At 62.3% G+C, this 19,401-nt stretch carries 14 protein-coding genes; 4 read left to right on the plus strand and 10 right to left on the minus strand.

Going from position 1 to position 19,401, the window contains the following annotated elements; translation table 11 throughout:
• Positions 1 to 257: 257 nt before the first annotated feature.
• From RGCCGE502_RS25360 to RGCCGE502_RS25390, 7 genes are all read right to left on the minus strand, one after another.
• Positions 258 to 1,445: a vWA domain-containing protein gene (locus RGCCGE502_RS25360; RefSeq protein ID WP_019280701.1), complete on the minus strand. Its 1,188-nt coding sequence runs from the start codon at positions 1,443 to 1,445 to the stop codon at positions 258 to 260.
• 174 nt (positions 1,446 to 1,619) lie between these two features.
• Positions 1,620 to 2,507, minus strand: a complete 888-nt coding sequence (locus RGCCGE502_RS25365) for a transglutaminase family protein (protein ID WP_019280702.1) — start codon at positions 2,505 to 2,507, stop codon at positions 1,620 to 1,622.
• On the minus strand, positions 2,504 to 4,921 hold the full coding sequence (locus RGCCGE502_RS25370) for a circularly permuted type 2 ATP-grasp protein (RefSeq protein ID WP_016557066.1): 2,418 nt from the start codon (positions 4,919 to 4,921) through the stop codon (positions 2,504 to 2,506). The genes RGCCGE502_RS25365 and RGCCGE502_RS25370 overlap by 4 nt, the downstream gene beginning before the upstream one ends.
• Before the next feature lie 13 nt (positions 4,922 to 4,934).
• Positions 4,935 to 8,255, minus strand: a complete 3,321-nt coding sequence (locus RGCCGE502_RS25375) for a transglutaminase family protein (RefSeq protein ID WP_016557067.1) — start codon at positions 8,253 to 8,255, stop codon at positions 4,935 to 4,937.
• A gap of 110 nt (positions 8,256 to 8,365) precedes the next feature.
• Positions 8,366 to 9,748 (minus strand): sensor histidine kinase, encoded by a 1,383-nt coding sequence (locus RGCCGE502_RS25380; protein ID WP_016557068.1) that lies wholly within the window; start codon positions 9,746 to 9,748, stop codon positions 8,366 to 8,368.
• Positions 9,745 to 10,422 carry a response regulator gene (locus RGCCGE502_RS25385; protein WP_016557069.1) on the minus strand — a complete coding sequence of 226 codons (678 nt, stop codon included), beginning with the start codon at positions 10,420 to 10,422 and terminating at the stop codon, positions 9,745 to 9,747. The genes RGCCGE502_RS25380 and RGCCGE502_RS25385 overlap by 4 nt, the downstream gene beginning before the upstream one ends.
• Before the next feature lie 68 nt (positions 10,423 to 10,490).
• Positions 10,491 to 12,344, minus strand: a complete 1,854-nt coding sequence (locus RGCCGE502_RS25390) for an adenylate/guanylate cyclase domain-containing protein (RefSeq protein ID WP_016557070.1) — start codon at positions 12,342 to 12,344, stop codon at positions 10,491 to 10,493.
• A gap of 120 nt (positions 12,345 to 12,464) precedes the next feature.
• Between RGCCGE502_RS25390 and RGCCGE502_RS25395 the strand changes: the two genes are divergently transcribed.
• Positions 12,465 to 13,532: an ABC transporter substrate-binding protein gene (locus RGCCGE502_RS25395; protein ID WP_051158727.1), complete on the plus strand. Its 1,068-nt coding sequence runs from the start codon at positions 12,465 to 12,467 to the stop codon at positions 13,530 to 13,532.
• Between the two features lie 15 nt (positions 13,533 to 13,547).
• Here RGCCGE502_RS25395 and RGCCGE502_RS25400 read toward each other — a convergent pair whose 3' ends face one another.
• Positions 13,548 to 13,736, minus strand: coding sequence for a hypothetical protein (locus RGCCGE502_RS25400; protein ID WP_016557072.1), 189 nt, complete (start codon positions 13,734 to 13,736; stop codon positions 13,548 to 13,550).
• 315 nt (positions 13,737 to 14,051) lie between these two features.
• On the opposite strand from RGCCGE502_RS25400, the gene RGCCGE502_RS25405 reads away from it, so the two are divergent.
• From RGCCGE502_RS25405 to RGCCGE502_RS25415, 3 genes are read left to right on the plus strand one after another with little or no spacing between them, the layout of a single operon-like run.
• On the plus strand, positions 14,052 to 14,996 hold the full coding sequence (locus tag RGCCGE502_RS25405) for a Bug family tripartite tricarboxylate transporter substrate binding protein (protein WP_016557073.1): 945 nt from the start codon (positions 14,052 to 14,054) through the stop codon (positions 14,994 to 14,996).
• Positions 14,993 to 15,484 (plus strand): tripartite tricarboxylate transporter TctB family protein, encoded by a 492-nt coding sequence (locus RGCCGE502_RS25410; RefSeq protein WP_016557074.1) that lies wholly within the window; start codon positions 14,993 to 14,995, stop codon positions 15,482 to 15,484. The genes RGCCGE502_RS25405 and RGCCGE502_RS25410 overlap by 4 nt, the downstream gene beginning before the upstream one ends.
• Positions 15,485 to 15,495: 11 nt before the next feature.
• Positions 15,496 to 17,013, plus strand: coding sequence for a tripartite tricarboxylate transporter permease (locus RGCCGE502_RS25415; protein ID WP_016557075.1), 1,518 nt, complete (start codon positions 15,496 to 15,498; stop codon positions 17,011 to 17,013).
• A gap of 111 nt (positions 17,014 to 17,124) precedes the next feature.
• Here the strand turns inward: RGCCGE502_RS25415 and RGCCGE502_RS25420 are convergent, their stop codons facing one another.
• Together RGCCGE502_RS25420 and RGCCGE502_RS25425 are read right to left on the minus strand one after the other, a co-directional pair.
• On the minus strand, positions 17,125 to 18,285 hold the full coding sequence (locus tag RGCCGE502_RS25420; protein ID WP_016557076.1) for a DoxX family membrane protein: 1,161 nt from the start codon (positions 18,283 to 18,285) through the stop codon (positions 17,125 to 17,127).
• Between the two features lie 377 nt (positions 18,286 to 18,662).
• Positions 18,663 to 19,244, minus strand: a complete 582-nt coding sequence (locus RGCCGE502_RS25425) for a dienelactone hydrolase family protein (protein ID WP_016557077.1) — start codon at positions 19,242 to 19,244, stop codon at positions 18,663 to 18,665.
• Positions 19,245 to 19,401: the final 157 nt, after the last annotated feature.

Raw genomic sequence — 19,401 nt, forward strand, 5'->3', positions numbered from 1 at the left:
CGGTTCGGTTTCAGTACGTTATGCCAATTTCAATCGGTTTACCGCGCACTAAAGACGCAGTTTATGCATCGTTACTACGCAGTTGCAACAAAGGAATTACCCAAACGAAAAAATTGGCCAAGCGCGCCGCCCGGCAGCGGAAAGAACTTGATTTCAATCGGTTTTCCGATTTTCATGCGCGCGATTTCGCAGGCAAACGAAAAGCCGCTCCGGTTTGTTCCGGAGCGGCTTTTCGTTTGAGGGTGATAGCTTGCCGTCTATTGGGTGACCAGCACCTTGTCCGAGGCAGCTTCCGAGCCGATCGCCGTGAACGCTCCCAGCAGGTCGGTCATGCTTTCCGCCTGGAAGTAGTAGCCGGCACCGCTCGCGCAACTGAGGAGGAGGTTCTTTCCGGCGGTGGGCGCCATGAAGGCCACCGAGTAGATTTTGATGCCCTTTTGCTTCGCGTCGGTGCAGTATTCCAAGGTTTTGGTATCGGACGACGAAGCGTTGTTTTCACCGTCAGTCATTAATACAATATATTTTGTAAGCTTTTCGTTTCCGGCTTGCTGTTGAATCTGCGTTTCTGACGTGGAGCCGGTGGTTGTCAGCCCGTCAAGCGCCGCTTTCATAGGCGCAGCCGATTCCGTGCCGCCACCCGCCGACAAGACGTTAATTACGCTGCTTCTCGTTTGAGAGGTGCCCCAGGCAAACTTGCTTGATACTTGAATTTTGCTGCTCCAGCCAATTGCGTTCGTGCGCGCATACTTGGAGGTGGGATCGGCTTTATCCAACTGATCCAGAAGCAAATTCGCAGCCGTCTTCAAGGCATCAATCTTCTTGACGTAACACGGACTGTAACTGCCGGTCTTGGTGCCGCTGGTATTGTAGTGGTCGCACTTGTTGTTGTTCAGCTTGGTCGTCGTGTCAGCCAACATCGAACCTGACTCGTCGAGGGCAAGGGTCATAGACAAAGCGCTCTTTACTTCGCTCGTGCCGCTGCTCGTTGAACTGGAGGTCGCGATGTTGACCGTCTTCTTGCCAAGCACATTCATTAGCGGAGTCAAACTCATCGCATATGCAGCATCGACCTTGACCTTATAGCTTTTGCTGGTGGCCGTTGTGGTCGTCGTGACAGAAGCCGTTGTTGAGTTTTTCAGGGAGGCCGCGTCGGTACTACTCATATAGTTCGCCATCTGACCGACGACGAAATCTTTCGCCAAAGCTTCGGCCGCGGCGCCATCAGCGACCGTACCTTTTGCAAGCGCCGTGGCCGCTGCAAGCGCGGCCGCATCGGAAGCCTCCTGAAGCTGGCGCTGCTGCAGGACCATGTTGGAAAAGTCGATTGCGACGCCGGCGGTCCCGATCAGAACCGGGACGACGATGGCGGTCACCATTCCGAAGTTGCCACTGCGATCTTTCTGTAGCCGAGACAGGCTCGACTTCAGTCCTTGAAAGGTGCTCATCATGTTCACCTGAGTTAGTGCCCCAATAATGCCTCATTCATGCCTGGCAATTCTTGAGTTCACCTTTATCAAGTCGTTAGGATTTTAACGGAATGTCGCTTTCTTGCGCGCCGCTTGGGTGAAATGCGCTTTCTGAGCGATCTTTCGAGTCAATGTGTGCGCTTATGGCGTGTGTCAACTCAGCGGAACGACATCCACCGCCTGCACGGCGCGCTGCCCACCGTAGCTCTTCAGCACGCCAATGACCGGGGCCACGTCCGAATAGTCGCGGCCATAGGCAACGACGATGTGGTCGGTGCCGGCCGGGATGTTGTTGGTCGGGTCGAGTTCGACCCAGCCGATCGTTTCGCCGCACCAGACCCTGACCCAGGCATGCATGGCGTCGGCGCCCTCCAGCCGTTCCTTGCCGGGCGGCGGGATGGTGCGCAGGAAGCCGGAGACATAGCCTGCCGGAATGCCGAGGCTGCGCAGCGCAAGGATCATTACGTGCACGAAGTCCTGGCAGACGCCGCTTTTCAACTGGAAGGCTTCGAGCGGAGTGGTGTCTACCGTCGTCGCCTCGGCATCGTAGGTGAAGTCGCGATAGATCTGCGTGCAGAGCGCGGTGGCGATCTGCAGCACGGTCAATGACGACTCGGCACGGACCTTCGCATAGTCCGAGATGGCGCGGGTTTCCAACAGGCGCGGGCTGTTGCCGAGGAAGTGGTGCGGCGCGTCGGGTTTCAACGACCAGACCCCTGCGATCTCATCCGGAAGCTCCGCAAGCAGGGGAGAAAAATCAGCCGTGATCGAATGGCTCTCCACCTGCACACGGGCCTGCATGCGAATGTCGAGCTTTTCGTGTGGCGCCCTCACTAGGAAGGAGGTTGCCGGATGCTCGAAAAAATCGGTGAAATGCGCTTGCTCGTCGGGTGTCGGTAAGACCTTGATCGAACCGGCGATCAGCCGCTGGCGGTTTGGCAGCGATAGCGGCATCAGCCGCATGATGTGACGCGCGCCAGAAGCCGGCGTGTCGTAGATGTAACCCATGTGCAGCGAGAGATCGTAGAGCACCAGGGTCACCCGAGATATGTGTGGGCAAGAAGGTCGGACAGCTGTTCCAGCTCGCGCTCTAAGCGACGATAGACATCGACGCTCATCGTCTCCGGCGTCATCACGGCAAGGCCGGAGTGCAGCCGCATCGCCTCGCGATAGAAGGGTGACATCTGGCCGTTGACGAGGGCGTTCGGCAGTTGCTCCACTTCGCGGTGGATCTCGTTCATCTGGAAGAGGATCGAGCGCGGATTGAGCGGATCGAGCGCCAAGAGATCGGTGACCGTCAGGCGCGCGGTGTTGACGTTGTAGCGGCGGCGATGGGTCATGACGCTGTCGCCGATCTCGAGCAGCATGTCGAGCGCGCCGTCGGGGGCGTCCGGGCCCGACATGTGGCCGAGCAGGCGCGTCATGTGCAGGCCACGTTCGATATGGCGACCAAGCGAGAGAAAGCGCCAGCCGGTGAAGCGATACATGTTTTCGTGCACAAGGCCCGCGAAACCGGCGAGCTTACGCAAGAGCACGGTCATGGCATGGCTGGCGTCGTCGCCGGGCAGGATGGTCTCGTGGAAGCGCCGCGCGGTCTTGGCCAGATCGGTCAGCGCCAGCCAGCCGTCCGGCGAGAAGCGGTCGCGGATGTTGCTGGCGGAATAGACGGCGCTGTCGATGTTGCGCAGGAGATTTTCTGGGACGGCATCTTCCGTATCGATGTCGACGGCTGCAAGATAGGCCGACACGTCGGCCAGCAGCGGCTGGCTCGGATCGGCAGCTTCGGCGAAGCGGGCGTGCCAGGCGCGCAGGATGCGCAGAGCCCCTTCCGCACGCTCGATGTAGCGTCCGAGCCAGAACAGGTTGTCGGCCGCGCGGCTCGGCAGGCTGCCCGGCATGTTGCGGGTGAAGCTGCCCTCGGCCGGTAACAGTGTATGGCGTTCCACCGGCTTGTCGCTGACGATCCAGACGTCGGCGGCCGCACCACCCGATTGCATGGCGATCGCTGATACATCGTCGCTGCCACCGATGCGGGCAAAGCCGCCGGGCATGATCTGCCAGCCATTGGCGGTGCGGGCGGCAAAGACGCGCAGCGACATCGGTCGCGGCGTCAGTTTGCCGCCGATCCAGGCCGGCGTCGTCGAGAGTGTCACGACCTCCTGGCCGACGAGCTTTGCGCCGTCGGAGTTCAGCCAGTCGCCGATCGAATCCTTGGCGGTGGCGCGCAGGCTGGAGCCAAGCACGGATTCGCCGCTGTCGTCGAAAAAGGGGGCGCGTGAATAGGCCGGGCCGATGACCATTTTCTCGATGTTCTCGGCCACATGCTCGCGCTCGCCCTTCTGGCCGCACCACCAGGTCGCGATCGAGGGGAGCTTCAGTTCCTCGCCGAAGAGCCGGCGACAGATCGTCGGCATGAAGGCGAGAAGCGCGCGAGTTTCGATGATGCCGCTGCCAAGCGCGTTGACGATCGTCACGCTTTCGGCGCGTAGCGCCTCGACAAGACCGGGCGTGCCGATATGCGAGTTCTGGTTCAGTTCGAGCGGGTCGGCATAGGCCGAGTCCAGACGGCGCCAGAGCACAGTGATCGGCTTCAGACCCGAGACGGTGCGCACCATTACCTTGCCGTTGACGACGGTCAGGTCCTCGCCTTCCAGCAGCATGAAGCCGAGATAGCGGGCGATGTAGGCGTGTTCGTAGTAGGTTTCGTTGGCGGGGCCGGGGGTCAGGACGGCGATGCGGTCGTCGCCGCTGTGCTTCATGCCCTGCAGCGCGTCGCGGAAGGCGCCGAAGAAGGAGGCCAGTCGATGAACCGGCGTCTCCGCATAGATGTCGGAGAATGCGCGGGTCGTTGCAACGCGGTTCTCAAGCGCAAAACCGGCGCCCGACGGCGCCTGGGTGCGGTCGGCGAGCACCCACCAGTTGCCGTCAGGGCCGCGGCCGATCTCGAAGGCGCAGAAATGCAGGTAGTGTCCGCCGGCCGGGGTAACGCCGACGAGCGGACGCTGGTACTCAGGATTGGCCGCGATCAGCGCCGGCGGCAGGACGCCATCGGCGACCAGCCGGTTTTCACCGTAGATGTCGGCAACGATCGCCTCGAGCAGATCGGCGCGCTGCACCAGACCAGCCGACACCGCTTCCCATTCCCTGGCATCGATCAGCACAGGCACATGCGACAGCGGCCAGGAGCGCTCGGCGCTGCCGGTGCTGCCATAGGCGCGATAGAACACGCCGGCATCGCGCAGATAGCGATCGGCGCGCGCGAAGCGCTCGGTCAGATCCTTCTCGGGCATGCCGCTCAAATGCGCGAAGAAGCGCTGCCAGACGGGCCGGATGGCGCCGTCGCTATCGACCATTTCGTCGGCAACGCCAGGCAGCGGGGCATAGTCGAGCACCGCATCGTTTCCGGTGCGGATCGCTGGCTCTTCCCTCAGTTCTGCCGTCGGTTTTTTGCCCATGTCGCCCTAAAGTCTAGATGCCCGCCGGTCGCCTCAGATCCAGCGTCAGCGGGAACTCCGGCGAGGCGTTTTCGACCGGCGGAATATAGCCGCCCGCTGTATGCCCCCACGGCTCGAATCGCGCCAGACGCCTTGCTTCGGCTTCGTTACCATTGACCGGGAAGGTGTCATAGTTACGCCCGCCCGGATGGGCAACATGATAGATGCAGCCGCCGATCGAACGCTTGGACCATGTATCATAAATGTCGAAGGTGAGCGGCGTGTTGACGGGCAGAAGCGGGTGCAATCCCGACGCCGGCTGCCATGCCTTGAAGCGAACGCCGGCGACCGAGACGCCTGATGTGCCCGTCGGCGTCAGCGGCACGGTGCGGTCGTTGCAGGTGACGGTGTAGCGGGCCGCATTGCTGGTCTCGAGCCTGACCTGCAGACGCTCGACGGAGCTGTCGACATAGCGCACGGTGCCGCCGATCGCGCCTTCCTCGCCCATGACGTTCCAGGGCTCCAGCGCCTGGCGCAGCTCCAGCTTCGAGCCCTCGTATTCGACCTCGCCGCAGAAGGGGAAGCGGAATTCGAGCTGCGCCTTGAACCATTCCGGGCTGAGATCGAAGCCGTTCTGTTTGAGATCGGCGAGCACGTCCCGAAAATCCTGCCAGACGAAGTGCGGCAGCATGAAGCGGTCGTGCAGCGTGGTGCCCCAGCGCACGAAGCGGCCATCGGCGGGGTTCTGCCAGAAGCGGGCGATGAGGGCGCGGACCAGAAGCTGCTGGGCGAGCGACATGCGCGCGTTCGGCGGCATCTCGAAGCCGCGGAACTCGACAAGGCCGAGGCGGCCGGTCGGGCCGTCGGGCGAAAACAGCTTGTCGATGCAGATCTCGGCGCGGTGGGTGTTGCCGGTGACGTCGATCAGCTGGTTGCGGAACAGGCGGTCGGTGATCCACGGCAAGGGTGTGGGTCCGCGGCCGGGCGCGGGGATCTGGGCGAGCGCGGTTTCCAGCTCGTAGAGGCTGTCGTGGCGGGCCTCGTCGATGCGCGGGGCCTGGCTGGTCGGGCCGATGAACATGCCCGAGAACATGTAGGAGAGCGAGGGGTGGCGCTGCCAGTGCAGCACCAGGCTCTTCAACAGGTCAGGACGGCGCAGGAACGGGCTGTCGCCGGGATTGGCGCCGCCGACCACCACATGATTGCCGCCGCCGGTGCCAGTGTGGCGGCCGTCGATCATGAACTTGTCGGCGCCGAGGCGCGACTGGCGGGCCTCCTCATAGACGGTGCTGGTGATCGCCACGCAGTCCTGCCAATTGGAGGCCGGGTGGATGTTGACCTCGATGACGCCGGGGTCGGGGGCGACGCGGATGACGTTGATGCGCTCGTCCTGCGGCGGCGAGTAGCCTTCGATATGGACGGGCAGGCCGAGCTCGGCGGCGGCATTTTCGGCCGCCGCGATCAGCTCGAGATAATCCTCGATGCGCTCGACCGGCGGCATGAAGACGCAAAGGCGGCCGTCGCGCGGCTCGACCGAGATCGCGGTGCGCACGGCGCCGCCGATCTCGCCCAGCGTCTGCTCGACGCGGCTCTGGCCGGCCTCTTCGCTATGGCGCGAGGCCTCCGGCATGGCGCGGCCCGAGGGCACGAAGACATCGGGCAGCGGCGCGCGGGGGATGGAGGGGTCGGCGGGGTGGATGTAGGGGAAGCGCGCCGGTGGCACGTAGGGCAGCGTGCCGAGCGGCAGGCGATAGCCGACAGGGCTGTCGCCGGGCACGAGGAAGATCTTGCCGCGACGGGTCTTCCATTTCTCGCTGACCCAGCGCCTGCCCGATGCGCGCGCGTTCCAGGCCTGCACCGGCAGGATGTAGCCGGTCGGTACCGTCAGGCCGCGCTCGAAGACGCGGGCGATGCGGCTGCGCTCTTCCGGATCCTTCAGCTTGGAATTGGAGGGATCGACGTTTTCAGGCAGGCTGCCTTCCTTGATGATCCATTCGGCTGGATCCTCGTAGGCGGGCAGCACCATCCCGGTCTCGATCGCCAGCTCTCTTGCGATGGTATTCAAAAGGTTGGCGGCGTCATCTGCCTTTACGCCGGTGTCCTTGCCCTCGCCGGCGATGAGGTCCGGGTTATGCCAGATCGACTTGCCGTCCTTGCGCCAGTAGAGCGAGAAGGTCCAGCGCGGCAGGCTTTCGCCCGGATACCACTTGCCCTGGCCGTAGTGCAGGAAGCCGCCGGGCGCGAAGCGCTCGCGCAGCTTGCGGATCAGGACATCTGCCTTCTCGCGCTTCGTCGGGCCGACGGCGGCAGTGTTCCACTCCTCGGATTCGAAGTCGTCGATGGAAACGAAGGTCGGCTCGCCGCCCATGGTGAGGCGAACATCCCCCGCCTGCAGGATGCTATCGACCTTGGCACCAAGCGCGTTGAGCTCCTCCCAGCTGTCGTCGGAAAAGGGCTTGGTGATGCGCGGATGTTCGGCTACGCGCGTGACCTTCATGTCAAAATCGAATTCGGTGTTGGCGTGGCCATAGAGCGCGCCTGATATCGGGGCGGCGTTGCTATAGTGCGGGGTTGCGGCAAGCGGGATGTGGCTTTCGCCGGTCAAGAGGCCCGAGGTCGGGTCGAGGCCGATCCAGCCGGCGCCGGGGATATAGACTTCCGCCCAGGCGTGCAGGTCGGTGAAATCGACCTCGGTGCCGGAGGGGCCGTCGAGCGCCTTCAGATCCGGTGTCAGCTGGATGAGATAGCCGGAGACGAAGCGGGCGGCGAAGCCGAGATTGCGGAGGATCTCGACCAAGAGCCAGCTACTATCGCGGCAGGAGCCGAGCGCCAGCTTCAGCGTCTCCTCCGGCGACTGCACGCCGGGCTCCATGCGGATGACATATTCGACGTCGTTCTTCAGCCGGGCATTGAGGCCGACGATGAAATCGGTGGTGCGCATCGGCGTGCGGTCGATGCCGGCGAGATAGGCTGCCAGCGCCGGCTCCACCGGCTGCGGCTGCATGTAGATCTTCAGGTCGTCCCTGATCTCCTCCGGATAGGAGAAGGGCCACATCTCGGCGCTCTCCTCGATGAAGAAATCGAAGGGGTTGTAGACCGTCATGTCGGCGACGAGATCGACCTCGATCTTGAACTCGGTCACCGGGTCGGGGAAGACGTAGCGGGCCAGATAATTGCCGTAGGGGTCCTGCTGCAGGTTCACGAAATGGTTCGCCGGCGAGACCTTCAGCGAATGGCTGATCACCCGCGTCTTGGAATGCGACGCGGGCTTGAGGCGGATGATCTGGGGCCCGAGGCGGACCGGCTTGTCGTATTTGTAATGCGTCAGGTGATAGATGCTGGCCTTGATCGACATATTTCGCCTTGTCCGGCGCCGCATCGTTGTGCGGCATTTGCTGTTCCCAAAAGCAGTGTGTGCAATGCAGCGAAAGAATGCAAGGCGGAACGCCCAAGCCGGCTAAGGCTTTACGCTGCCTTTGCAAACGTCACCGAGGCCTTGAGGCCTCTGCCGCCGCAGCCGGGCTCGAGCGCCAGCGCTGCATTGAAGAGGCCGGCGATCTCCTCGACGATCGGCAGCCCAAGCCCGGCGCCCGGTGCGCCGGAGTTGCTGCCGCGCGAGAAGCGCTGCCGGACGGCCGCGAGCTTCTCTATGGGAATGCCGGGGCCGTTGTCCTCGACTTCCAGGCGCACGGCATCGTCGGTCTCGGATATCCGGACGGTCACCTCGGCACCCGTGCCGGCATAGGCGATGGCATTTCCCGCGAGGTTGCGCAGCAGTTCGCCGATCAGCAGTGGCTCGGCGCGGACGAGAGCAGGGCGGTCGCCTTCGAAGCCGAGGTCGATACCTGCCTCGGCGGCCGTCGGGATCAATTCGCCGGTTATCTCCTGGGCAATGGCCGTCAGGTCGATCGCAGAGGCGGTCAGCGCTTCCTTTGCCGTTGCCGCATCGATCTTCGCCATCAGCAGCAACTGAGCAAGAATACGCTCGGCGTGGGCGACGGCCTGGTCGCCCTTCAAGGCCGAGCCCTGCGCTTCCGCCAAGGTGCCTGATCGGGCCGAGAGGGCGAGCTGGGTGCGGATAATCGCGAGCGGCGTGCGCAGCTGGTGACTGGCGTTGCCGGTGAAGTTCCTGAGTGCATCGAGCGCCGATTGCAGGCGCACCATGAAGCCGTTGACGGTATCGACCAGGGGCTGGACCTCGCTCGGCACGGACTGCTCGATCGGATGCAGGTCGTCGGGGCTGCGCTCGCCGATCGCGTCGCGCAGCTTGTAGAGCGGGCGAAGCGCAACGGTGACGGAGATCCAGACGATCACAGCTGCACCTGCGATCATGAAGGAGAGGCGAAGCGCCGAGCGGAAGAGGATGGCGCGGGCCAGCTGGCGGCGGGCAATCGTCGTCTCCGCAACGGTCACTGCGAAGGGGACGGAGCGGATGCCCGTCGAGGCGGAGCGCTTCAGCGTCGCCACCCGGATCGGCTCGCCGCGAAAAGTGTCATCGGCAAAGGCGGCGGTGTCGCCCACAGTTTTGGCAAGCACCGGGAGAGCCTGGTAACCGGTGATGAATTTTCCGGGTGGCCCGTCGACGCGGTAGAAGACCCGGTCCTGCGCCGCCGAGGTCAGCATCTCCAGCGCCACATAGGGGATATCGACCTCGAGCGTGCCATCTTCCGCCACGACCACGCGTTCGGCGATGGCGAGCGCCGAGCCTGCCAGCACGCGGTCCGAGACGATATTTGAGGTCTGCACGGCCTCTCGGTAGGTGTCGACAAGGGCGACCATGCCGATGATGGCGGTCGAGATCAGCAGCCAGAACAGCAGTCTTCGTCGGAGCGAATAGGCCGTCGTCATGAGGCCTCGGGCAGTTTGTCGAGATAGTAACCGATGCCGCGCGCCGTCTTCACCGTCAGGCCGTATGGCGACAGTCGCTTCCTGAGGCGGCTGACATATTGCTCGATGGCGTTCGCGGAAATGTCGTCGTCGAAGGCGGTCAGCGACTGGATGATCGCTTCCTTGGCGACCACCTTGCCGGCACGCATGAAGAGAATTTCGAGCAGGCCCAGCTCGCGGGCGGGAATGTCAAGCGGCGTCGAACCGGAGAAAAAGGCGCGTGAATTGAGATCGAGCGAAAGACCGCCGAAACTGACCGTTGCTGAATGGAGCCCGGCCTGGCGGCGCAGGAGGACGCGGACGCGGGCTTCGAACTCGGAGATATCGAAGGGCTTGATGAGGTAGTCGTCGGCGCCGAGATCAAGGCCCTTGACGCGCTCTTCCGGTGTGCCGCGCGCCGTCAGGATCAGGACTGCCGACTGGTTCTGCCGGGCGCGCATGGCACGCAGCACCTCAAGGCCGTCCATCTCTGGCAGGTTCAGGTCGAGCACGACGAGATCGAAATTCTCGGCTGCCGTCACGGCATTGGCGGAGGCGCCGTCATGCACGACATCGACGGCGTGGCCGGTGCCGCGCAGAATGGCCGAAAGCCCGTCGGCCAGCGCGATATTGTCCTCCACCAGTAGAATGCGCACGAATGTTCCCTTTGTTTTTGAAAAGGATACAGGGTGGCCGAGAGGCTGTCACCGCCCGCGCGCCGCATTTATCTCTGCGCGGCGATGTCCGCGAGCAGCTCCTGAAACCGCGGATCGGACCTGATATTGTCGAGGTCGGAATCGTTGGCGAACCATTCGAGCTGGTAGAACGAGCTGCTCGGTCGCAGCTGCTCCAGGAGGTCGATCGCCCGCTCGGTATCTCCGAGGATGGCGTAGACGCAGGCGGCATTGTAGCGCGTGATCGCGTCGCTCGGGTCGAGCGCGAGGGCGCGTTCCGTCCATGACAGGGCTTGCTGGCGGTCGCCGAGATGGGCGTATGCCAGCCCCGCACGGCCAACCGGCGATGAGCTGTCGGGGCTTTGCTCGGCCGCCCGGTTGCAGCGCCGGACGGTCTCTTCGGCCCATCGTCGCTCCGTGTCCGGCTGGCCGAGGGAGCGGTAGGCTGCTGTCAACAGAATTGGGGACACGTAGTCGTTTTCGTAAAGTGCTGCCGCGCGCTCGAAATAGACGGTGGCTTGCTCGAAGGCGCCCCGCCGGAAGAGGCTGTGGGCGAAGTAGAAGTTCGATTCGAAGAGGTCGGGATCGAGGGCGAGGGCGCTTTCGAAGTAGCCCAGCGCTTCCGCGTCCTGTCCGTCATGGTGGAACGCCATCGCACGGGCGGCATGGGCCTCGGCGAGATTGGGGTCGAGCGCCAGCGCCTTGGCGCTCATCGCCAGGATGTCGTTGATCGGCAGCTGTGCGGCGTACCAGATATGCAGGGCGGAATCGCAATCGGCGATGCCAGCATAGGCGCGGGCGTAAGACGGGTCGAGTTCCACCGCCTTTGCGAACATGCGTCTCGCCAGGTTGAGATAGGGCAAGGTCATCGTCCGCGCGAACCTGCGGCCGCGCAGGTAGTAGGTATAGGCCTCGGCACTGGTCGTCGGGTCGCTTTCGATGGCTCGCCTTTCCTCAGGGTGGAGCTTGATCTTCAGCTGGTGGACAATGGCGTGGGCGATCTCATCCTGGATCGCGAAAATGTCGTTCAGATCCCGGTCGTAGCGATCGGCCCATAGATGGTTCTCGTTTCCGGCATCAATCATCTGAGCGCTGATCCTGACGCGCGCACCCACCTTGCGAACGCTGCCCTGCAGCACATAGCGCACCGACAATTCCCGTGCGATCTGGCCGATTTTCACCTGCTGGCCCTTGTAGGTGAAGGTCGTATTGCGCGGTGTGACTTCGAGGTCGGAGATTTTCGAGAGATCAGTGATGATGTCCTCGGTCAGGCCATCCGAGAAATATTCCTGGTCGGGATCGTCGCTCATGTTGGTGAACGGCAAGACAAGGATCGATTGTCTGTTCGATCGGCCGACGCTGGTCGCTGGCGCCGGGCGCTCGGTTGGCTGGTCGAACAGCACGGCATAGACGCGCACCGCCTGACGGATATTCTTCAGTGTCTGATGGCCCATGTCCTCGAAGCGCAGATCGAGCTTCGAACCGATCTGATCGTTCACCGAGGCGGATACGGCGATGCCGCCCGGCGCAGCAATGCCTTCGAGCCGCGCGGCGATGTTCACGCCGTCGCCGAAAATGTCGCCATCCTCGACGATGACATCACCGAGATTGATGCCGATCCGAAGCTGGATCCGCTGCTCCTGCTCCACCCCGATATTGCGCTGCTGCATTCCGCGCTGAATGTCGACGGCGCATGCCACGGCGTTGACGACGCTGGAGAATTCCGCCAGCAGACCATCGCCGATCAATTTGACCAGCCGACCTCCATGCCCGGCGAGAGCAGGTTCGATCAGTTCCCTACGGTGACGGTTGACCGCGGCAAGCGTCCCGGTCTCGTCGATGCCCATCAGCCTGCTGTAGCCAACCACATCGGCGGCAAGAATGGCGGTCAAACGTCGTTCCAAGGTGCTCTCCGGTCGAACCCACAGAATTCTAGCGTGTTTTGAGCCACCGGACGAGGATCGATCGGCTACGCAATTGGCGGGTGCCTTGTGTCGCCCTTCGCGGTCATGCATCTTAGGGGTATGAGGAGACTGTTCTTACTTGCGTGCCTGTTGCTTTGTCCGGGCTTGGCGCTGGCCGACGAGGTGTTCTATTCGGCGCGGTCCGGCAATGCTGCGGCTCCGACGCTGGTCGTCTATTCCTCGCTCGACGAGCCGCTTGCGCAGCCGATGATCCGCGGATTTCAAGAGGCCAATCCGGATGTCGCGGTCAAGTATGAGGACATGCTGACCGGGGAAATCTACGACCGCATCGTGCGCGAGACGGATGCCGGCAAACGCACCGCCGATTTCGCCTTCTCCTCGGCGATGGACCTGCAGGTGAAGCTTTCCAACGACGGCTATGCGCAGGTGAGCAACCTGCCGATGAGCGCGCGCTGGCCGAAATGGGCAAACTGGCGCAACACCGCCTATGCGCTGACCTTCGAGCCGGCGGTATTCGTCTATCACAAGCCGAGCTTCGCGACGGAGCCGCCGCCGAGTTCGCGCGCCGAGTTCGTTGATTACCTCAAGCGCAAGGGCGATGCGATCCATGGGCGGATCGGCACCTATGATATCGAGCGTTCCGGTGTCGGCTTTCTGTTCATGGCCCGCGACCAGGAGCAGTTCGGAGATATCTGGTCGGTCATCGGCGCTATGGGGGCCGCGGGCGTCAAGCTGTATTCGACGAGTTCGGCCATTCTGGAGCGCGTGTCGGATGGTCGCTTCGTTCTCGGCTACAATATTCTTGGTTCCTACGCCGCCGATTGGGCCAAGCGTCATCCGGATGTCGGGATCGTGCTGCCGAAGGATTATACCGTCGTGATGTCGCGCATCGGCCTCGTGCCGCAGGCGGCGGGCGAGCCGGAACTCGGACGGCGCTACCTCTCCTTCTTCATGTCGAAGGAGGGGCAGACTATCATGGCGCGCGAGCTGCAGATTCCGGCCGTCAGCCCGGAAGTCGCCGGCGAGAATACGGCCAATACCATGCAGGAACTTCTTGGTGCGCAACTCCGTCCGGTGCCCGTCAGCCCTGGGCTGATGGTGTATCTGGATCAGGTCAAGCGTGCGCGACTGATCGCGCACTGGAACGAAGTGCTGCGCACACAATAGGAGCTGCGCATTGAGTTAGCGGAAAGAGCAGGGCCGCTGAGCGTTGGCCAGCAATTCCTGCTTCGTCGCGAAGGATCCGAAGAGCGCGAGGAGACGTTTTTCCTCCTCCTTATCCAGCCGGTGTCGGCGTGCGAAATCGTGCACACTCCACACCTGGCGTAAGCCCTCATTTTCGATGTGACTGGTATCGACGTGAGAACTCATGGGGCAATCCTCCTCAGCGCCCTTAACGCTGGAATGGCACTCGGGTTCCATCGGTTCTGAAGTTTTATCTTTTTCGCGTCCGGCAAAGATTGCGGCAAAAAAGTGTCTTTGCAGGGTGGATACCTGAGCAATGTCAGCTAAATGACAGCTTGTTGTGGTCCGCTTTGCAGAACTTCAGCTCCGTGGAGGCGGAGAGATGAAGTTTCGGGAGGAACTTGCCAGCGTATCGGACCTCGGAGTCCGTCTGCGGTGTCCTTCCTGATTCTATCGAGAACAATGCGCGGTTTCTCAGCCGTGCCCACGGAGGACACACTTGTGAAGCATACTCTTCTTGCAACTATTTTCGCGGCTGCGATCGCGCTGCCGGCTTATGCGGCTGACTACACCATCATGGCGCCGGCCGCTCCCGGCGGCGGTTGGGACCAGACGGCCCGCTCGCTGCAAACGGTCATGCAGAAGGAAGGCATTTCTGGCAATGTTCAGGTTCAGAACGTTCCGGGCGCCGGCGGCACCATTGGTCTGGCGCAGTTCACCGGCCAGAATAACGGCAATGCAAACGCGCTGATCGTCGGCGGCTACGTCATGGTCGGAGCGATCCTGACCAATCAGTCGCCGGTGACGCTCAAGGACGTTACGCCGATCGCCCGCCTGACGGGTGAGTATGAAGCGATCGTCGTTCCGGCTGCGTCTGACATCAAGACCATGGCCGATCTCGTTGCCAAGCTGAAGCAGGATCCGGGCTCGGTTTCCTGGGGCGGCGGTTCGGCGGGCGGTACCGACCATATCGCGGTCGGCCTGATCGCCAAGGCCGCCGGCGTTGATCCGACGAAGATCAACTATGTCGCCTTCTCCGGCGGCGGCGAAGCGCTTGCCGCGATTCTCGGCGGCCAGGTCACGGCTGGCATTTCCGGCTACGGCGAATTCGAATCGCAGGTAAAGGCCGGACAGTTGCGGCTTCTGGCCGTGTCCGGCGAGCAGCGTCTAGACGGCGTCGACGCTCCGACCCTGAAGGAATCCGGCCTCGACGTGGCGGTGCAGAACTGGCGCATGGTTGCCGCTGCTCCCGGCCTTTCGGCTGAGCAGACGGCGGCGATTACGGCCGATTTCGACAAGCTTTCGAAGTCCGCCAGCTGGCAGGAGATCCTGAAGACCAAGGGTTGGGCTGATACCTACCTTGCTGGCGACGCCTTCAAGGCGCAGCTCGACAAGGATGTTTCGGCCACCGAAGGCATCCTCAAAGAGATCGGACTCGTTCAATGAGCAGGGGTAACGAACCCTTGGCAACGAAGCGCCGCCCCGATTGGGCGGCGCTGATTATTGCCATCTGTCTTTTCGCGGTCGCTGCCGTCATGCTCTGGGATGCCTTCCATATGAAGGCGATCGCGCAATATGCCCGCATCGGCCCGGCAACGGCGCCCAAGGTCGTGGCCTTCGGGCTGATCGGCCTCGGCATCTGGACGATCTTCGAAGCCTGGCGCGGCGAATTTCCGGAGCGCGAACATCAGGAAATCGCACCCGTCGTATGGGTCGTCGCTGGCCTCGCCGCGCAGATGCTGCTTCTGAAGACAGCAGGCTTTTCGATCGCGACCGGCATTCTATTTGCGTTCACCGCCGCCGGCTTCGGCCGTCGCAAGCTCTGGCTTTCGATCCCCGCCGGCATTGCCTTCAGCTTCGTCGTCTGGGTGATCTTCGCGAAGCTCCTGCAGCTCACCCTGCCTGCCGGGCCGTTCGAACACATCTTCTTCTAGGATTGGATGCGATGAGCACCTTCGAATTCCTCTTCCAGGGCATCCTGGTCGCCATGCAGCCGATGAACCTGCTTTATGCGCTGGTCGGCGTGACGCTCGGCACTGCGGTCGGCGTGCTGCCGGGGATTGGCCCGGCCCTGACCGTCGCCCTTCTTCTTCCGGTTACCTACAAGCTCGATCCGGCCGGCTCGCTGATCATGTTTGCCGGCATCTACTACGGCGGCATGTATGGCGGATCGACGACCTCGATCCTTCTCAATACGCCCGGCGAAAGCGCCTCGATCGTGACGGCTTTGGAGGGCAACAAGATGGCCCGGGCGGGTCGCGGCGGACCGGCGCTCGCGACCGCGGCGATCGGTTCTTTCGTCGCCGGCCTGATCGCAACACTCGGCCTGGCCTTTATCGCCCCCTATATCGTCAAACTCGCTCTGGTCTTCGGGCCGCGCGAATATTTTGCCCTCATGGTCCTCGCCTTCGTCACCGTCTCCTCGGCCTTCGGGGATTCGGCACTGCGCGGTCTGACCTCGCTCTTCATCGGCTTTGCCCTTGCGATGGTCGGCATCGACCAGCAGACCGGGCAGGCGCGCCTTTCGTTCGGCATTCCCGATCTGCTCGACGGCGTCGAGGTGACGACGCTTGCGGTCGCGATGTTTGCGATCGGTGAAACCCTCTACATCGCTGCTCAAGGCAATCGCGGCGAGGAGAAGGTCGAGGCGGTCAAAGGCTCGCTGTGGATGACAGCGCAAGATTGGGGTCGCTCGTGGAAGGCGTGGCTGCGCGGCACGCTGATCGGCTTCCCAATCGGCGCGATGCCGGCAGGCGGTGCCGAGATCGGGACGTTTCTGTCCTATGCCACGGAAAAGCGTTTGGCGAAGAACCCCGAGGAGTTTGGCCACGGTGCGATCGAAGGTGTTGCTGGTCCGGAGGCCGCCAACAATGCGTCGGCCGCCGGTACGCTGGTGCCGCTGTTGACGCTCGGCCTGCCGACGACGGCGACGGCGGCGATCATGCTTGCCGGCTTCCAGCAGTATGGCCTGCAGCCCGGTCCGCTGTTGTTTGCGAACAACCCGCAGATCGTCTGGGGCCTGATCGCCAGCCTGCTGATCGCCAATGCGATGCTCTTGGTGCTCAACCTGCCGCTGATCGGTCTCTGGGTGCGGCTGCTGACGATCCCGAAGCCGTGGCTCTATGCCGGCATCCTGTTGTTTGCGACGCTCGGCACGATTGGCGCCAACCCGTCGGTCTTCGAACTCGGCATGCTGCTCGGCTTCGGCGTCCTCGGCTACATCATGCGGCTCTTCGGCTATCCAATCGCGCCTGCGGTCGTCGGCCTGATCCTTGGCCCGCTGGCTGAACAGCAATTGCGTCGTGCGCTTGCGATCAGCCAGGGAGACGTGACGACGCTGGTGATGTCGCCGATCGCGGCCGGCCTGCTGATCGTCGCTGCGGCGGCTTTCATCATTCCGCTGATCCTGCGCTTGCGTGGACGCGGCGAGGTTCTGTCGCAGCTTGCGGCAAACGAGGACTAGAAGAAAAAGACTGCCCGAACCTCTCTCTCTACTGCGGCCGGCGATGGGAAACTTTCGCCGGTCTTTTCACCTGGTAAGGGGGATGCCGGAGCGTGCCGACCCGCTTTTGGCCTAGTGACCATAGAGCGCCATGTGCAGGCTCCAATAGGTCGGTGCCAAGATTGCCAGGGCCGCTACAAAGCCGGCGGGAACACCGACAATCGCCCTTTTGAATGCCGGTGCGACCTGCGTATCGCGCGTCGGGTCGACGGTCGCGATCACCAGCATCATGATGATCAGGCTGTGCCCTACCAGGTCCAGCCTTCCGAACGGCACAACCGCCGCACTGAAGATGATCAGCAAAGCGATCGCCGAAGAGCGCCGGATAAGCGGTGTCCACAGCAAGCCAAGACCAAGGGTGAATTCGACGACACCGGCCATTGGCAGAAATACTTCGGTCGGCATCCCGAAGGTCAGGAACGGCCTTTGCTGCGCCAGCGGCTGGAACCATTCCGGATAGGCGAATTTCTCAAAGCTTGAGCGCATTAGTGTAATGGCGATCGCCCAGCGTAGAACGTTGAAGCGCTGTTTGTGCCACCAGGACCCGTTGAGCGAAAACAATACGAGATAGCCGGCAACGCCCAACCCGAGCACGACATAATCGAGAAGATGAAAAATCTGATACTGGTGAAGCGCGGCAATCCAGAGCCCGAGTACACCGATCGCAGAAACCCACATTGTTCGGCGAGAAAAGAGACCGGCTGCAATGACCAGCTGGCTCCATGAAACCCACTCCGAAGGCGTTGGCAGATCAGGGGTGAGGTAGACGCCACCAATGACGAAGATGGCGACAAAAAATCCTCCGGTTATGGCGCGAACAAAGTCGTCGGCCCGATTCCACAGCGGTTCCGACACGCTGTCCATCAGGATCAGAATTCTGGTGCCGATGACGGTCCGTTCAAGAGCCGCAGTCAGTGCGAAAAGTGGGACTGCGATGCCGACGGCAAGCCAGAACCAGGGGCTTGAAAGCGTTTCTGAAATTGGCCGGGCGGGTGTCGCTATGTCAAATGATGTGAACCATTTGACATGCGCTTCGGCGGGCGTTGACCACACCATCAACGTCGCTATCGCGAGAATGCAGAGTGTTGCCTCGAGGAGGAGCGGGGTGAAATAGGCTCCTATGCTCGCCACCTGAGGGGATGGCGGACCTTCGTCCCGGCGCGTACTTTCCGGGCTTCCGGTCCGTGCTGTGCTGAATATCGTGTCCTGAACGTTGAACTTGAACGTAGCCATTTCTGCTCTCCGGATTTGGACGCAGCAAACCGCTCGGAAGGCGGTGGCCCTCCGCTCAGCAACGAGGTTTTTTTGAAACGTTGCCCGTATTTCAGCATCGCTCGCGCGATCCTTGTAGAGAACAAGGTCCCGCGGTCTTTGCGACCAAGGAGTGAGCGGTCTGGCACCTTGGTCGCGGCAAACCTGAGACCAAGGTCGACCCTCAGGGGGAAGGCAGCTACGTCGACCGGGCCAATCTCTTATCTCGCTGGGGCTTCGCTAATTGAGCGCATTTGTAAAAAATGTCACTTATTTAATTGGTTGAAGAAAAACACGCTCATAGCTGCTGAACGGCGGATTTTTCCCATACCGTGCGTTTGCCTCGGCAGCCGCGTGCTTTACAGGCGCTCCAGGAACGAAAGCACCCGCTGCGTCAGCAATGCGGTGGCGTCGGCATCGTAGGAGGGCAGCGAACTGTCGGCAAAGTAATGCTGGTCGCCGGGGTATAGAAAGAGCGAGGCATCCTTGACTGTTGCGACGATCTGGCGGGCCGCATCGATATCGCCTTCGCCGGCAAAGATCGGGTCGGCGTCCATCCCGTGAATCTGAACTGGGACGCCCTCCGGCCATGGTCCGAAGGACCACTCGCCACTGATGGGCAGGCAGGAATAGAAGAGCAACGCTCCCCGCGCCCCGGATCGCGTCTGTGCGAGCTTCTGTGCCGGCAGCACGCCGAAGGAAAAGCCGGCATAGACCAGCCGGGAGGGCAGTTCCTCCGCCAGGCGGACGCCGCGCTCGCGCATTTCCTCGAACCCGATGTCGTTGATGTAGGAAAGCCCTTCGTCGATGCTTTGGAAGGTCTGTCCGTCGAACAAGTCCGGCGCATGAACAATATGCCCGACGTGCCGCAATTGCTCAGCGAAGGCGTGCACGCCAGCGGTCAATCCCTGTGCGTGATGAAATAGCAAGACCTCAGCCATCAGACGCCTCCTGACACATAAGCTATGGCAGGCATTCGATAAATCCACGAGCGCAGGTACCGAATGACCCGCCGCCTCGTCAAGACGGACGGCTTGCACTCCCCTTTGTTGTCGTTCGGCGGATTTCGCCGCGGGTCACGCCGTAGCGTTGGTGCCA

This window comes from Rhizobium grahamii CCGE 502 (assembly GCF_000298315.2).
GTDB classification, from domain to species: domain Bacteria; phylum Pseudomonadota; class Alphaproteobacteria; order Rhizobiales; family Rhizobiaceae; genus Rhizobium; species Rhizobium grahamii.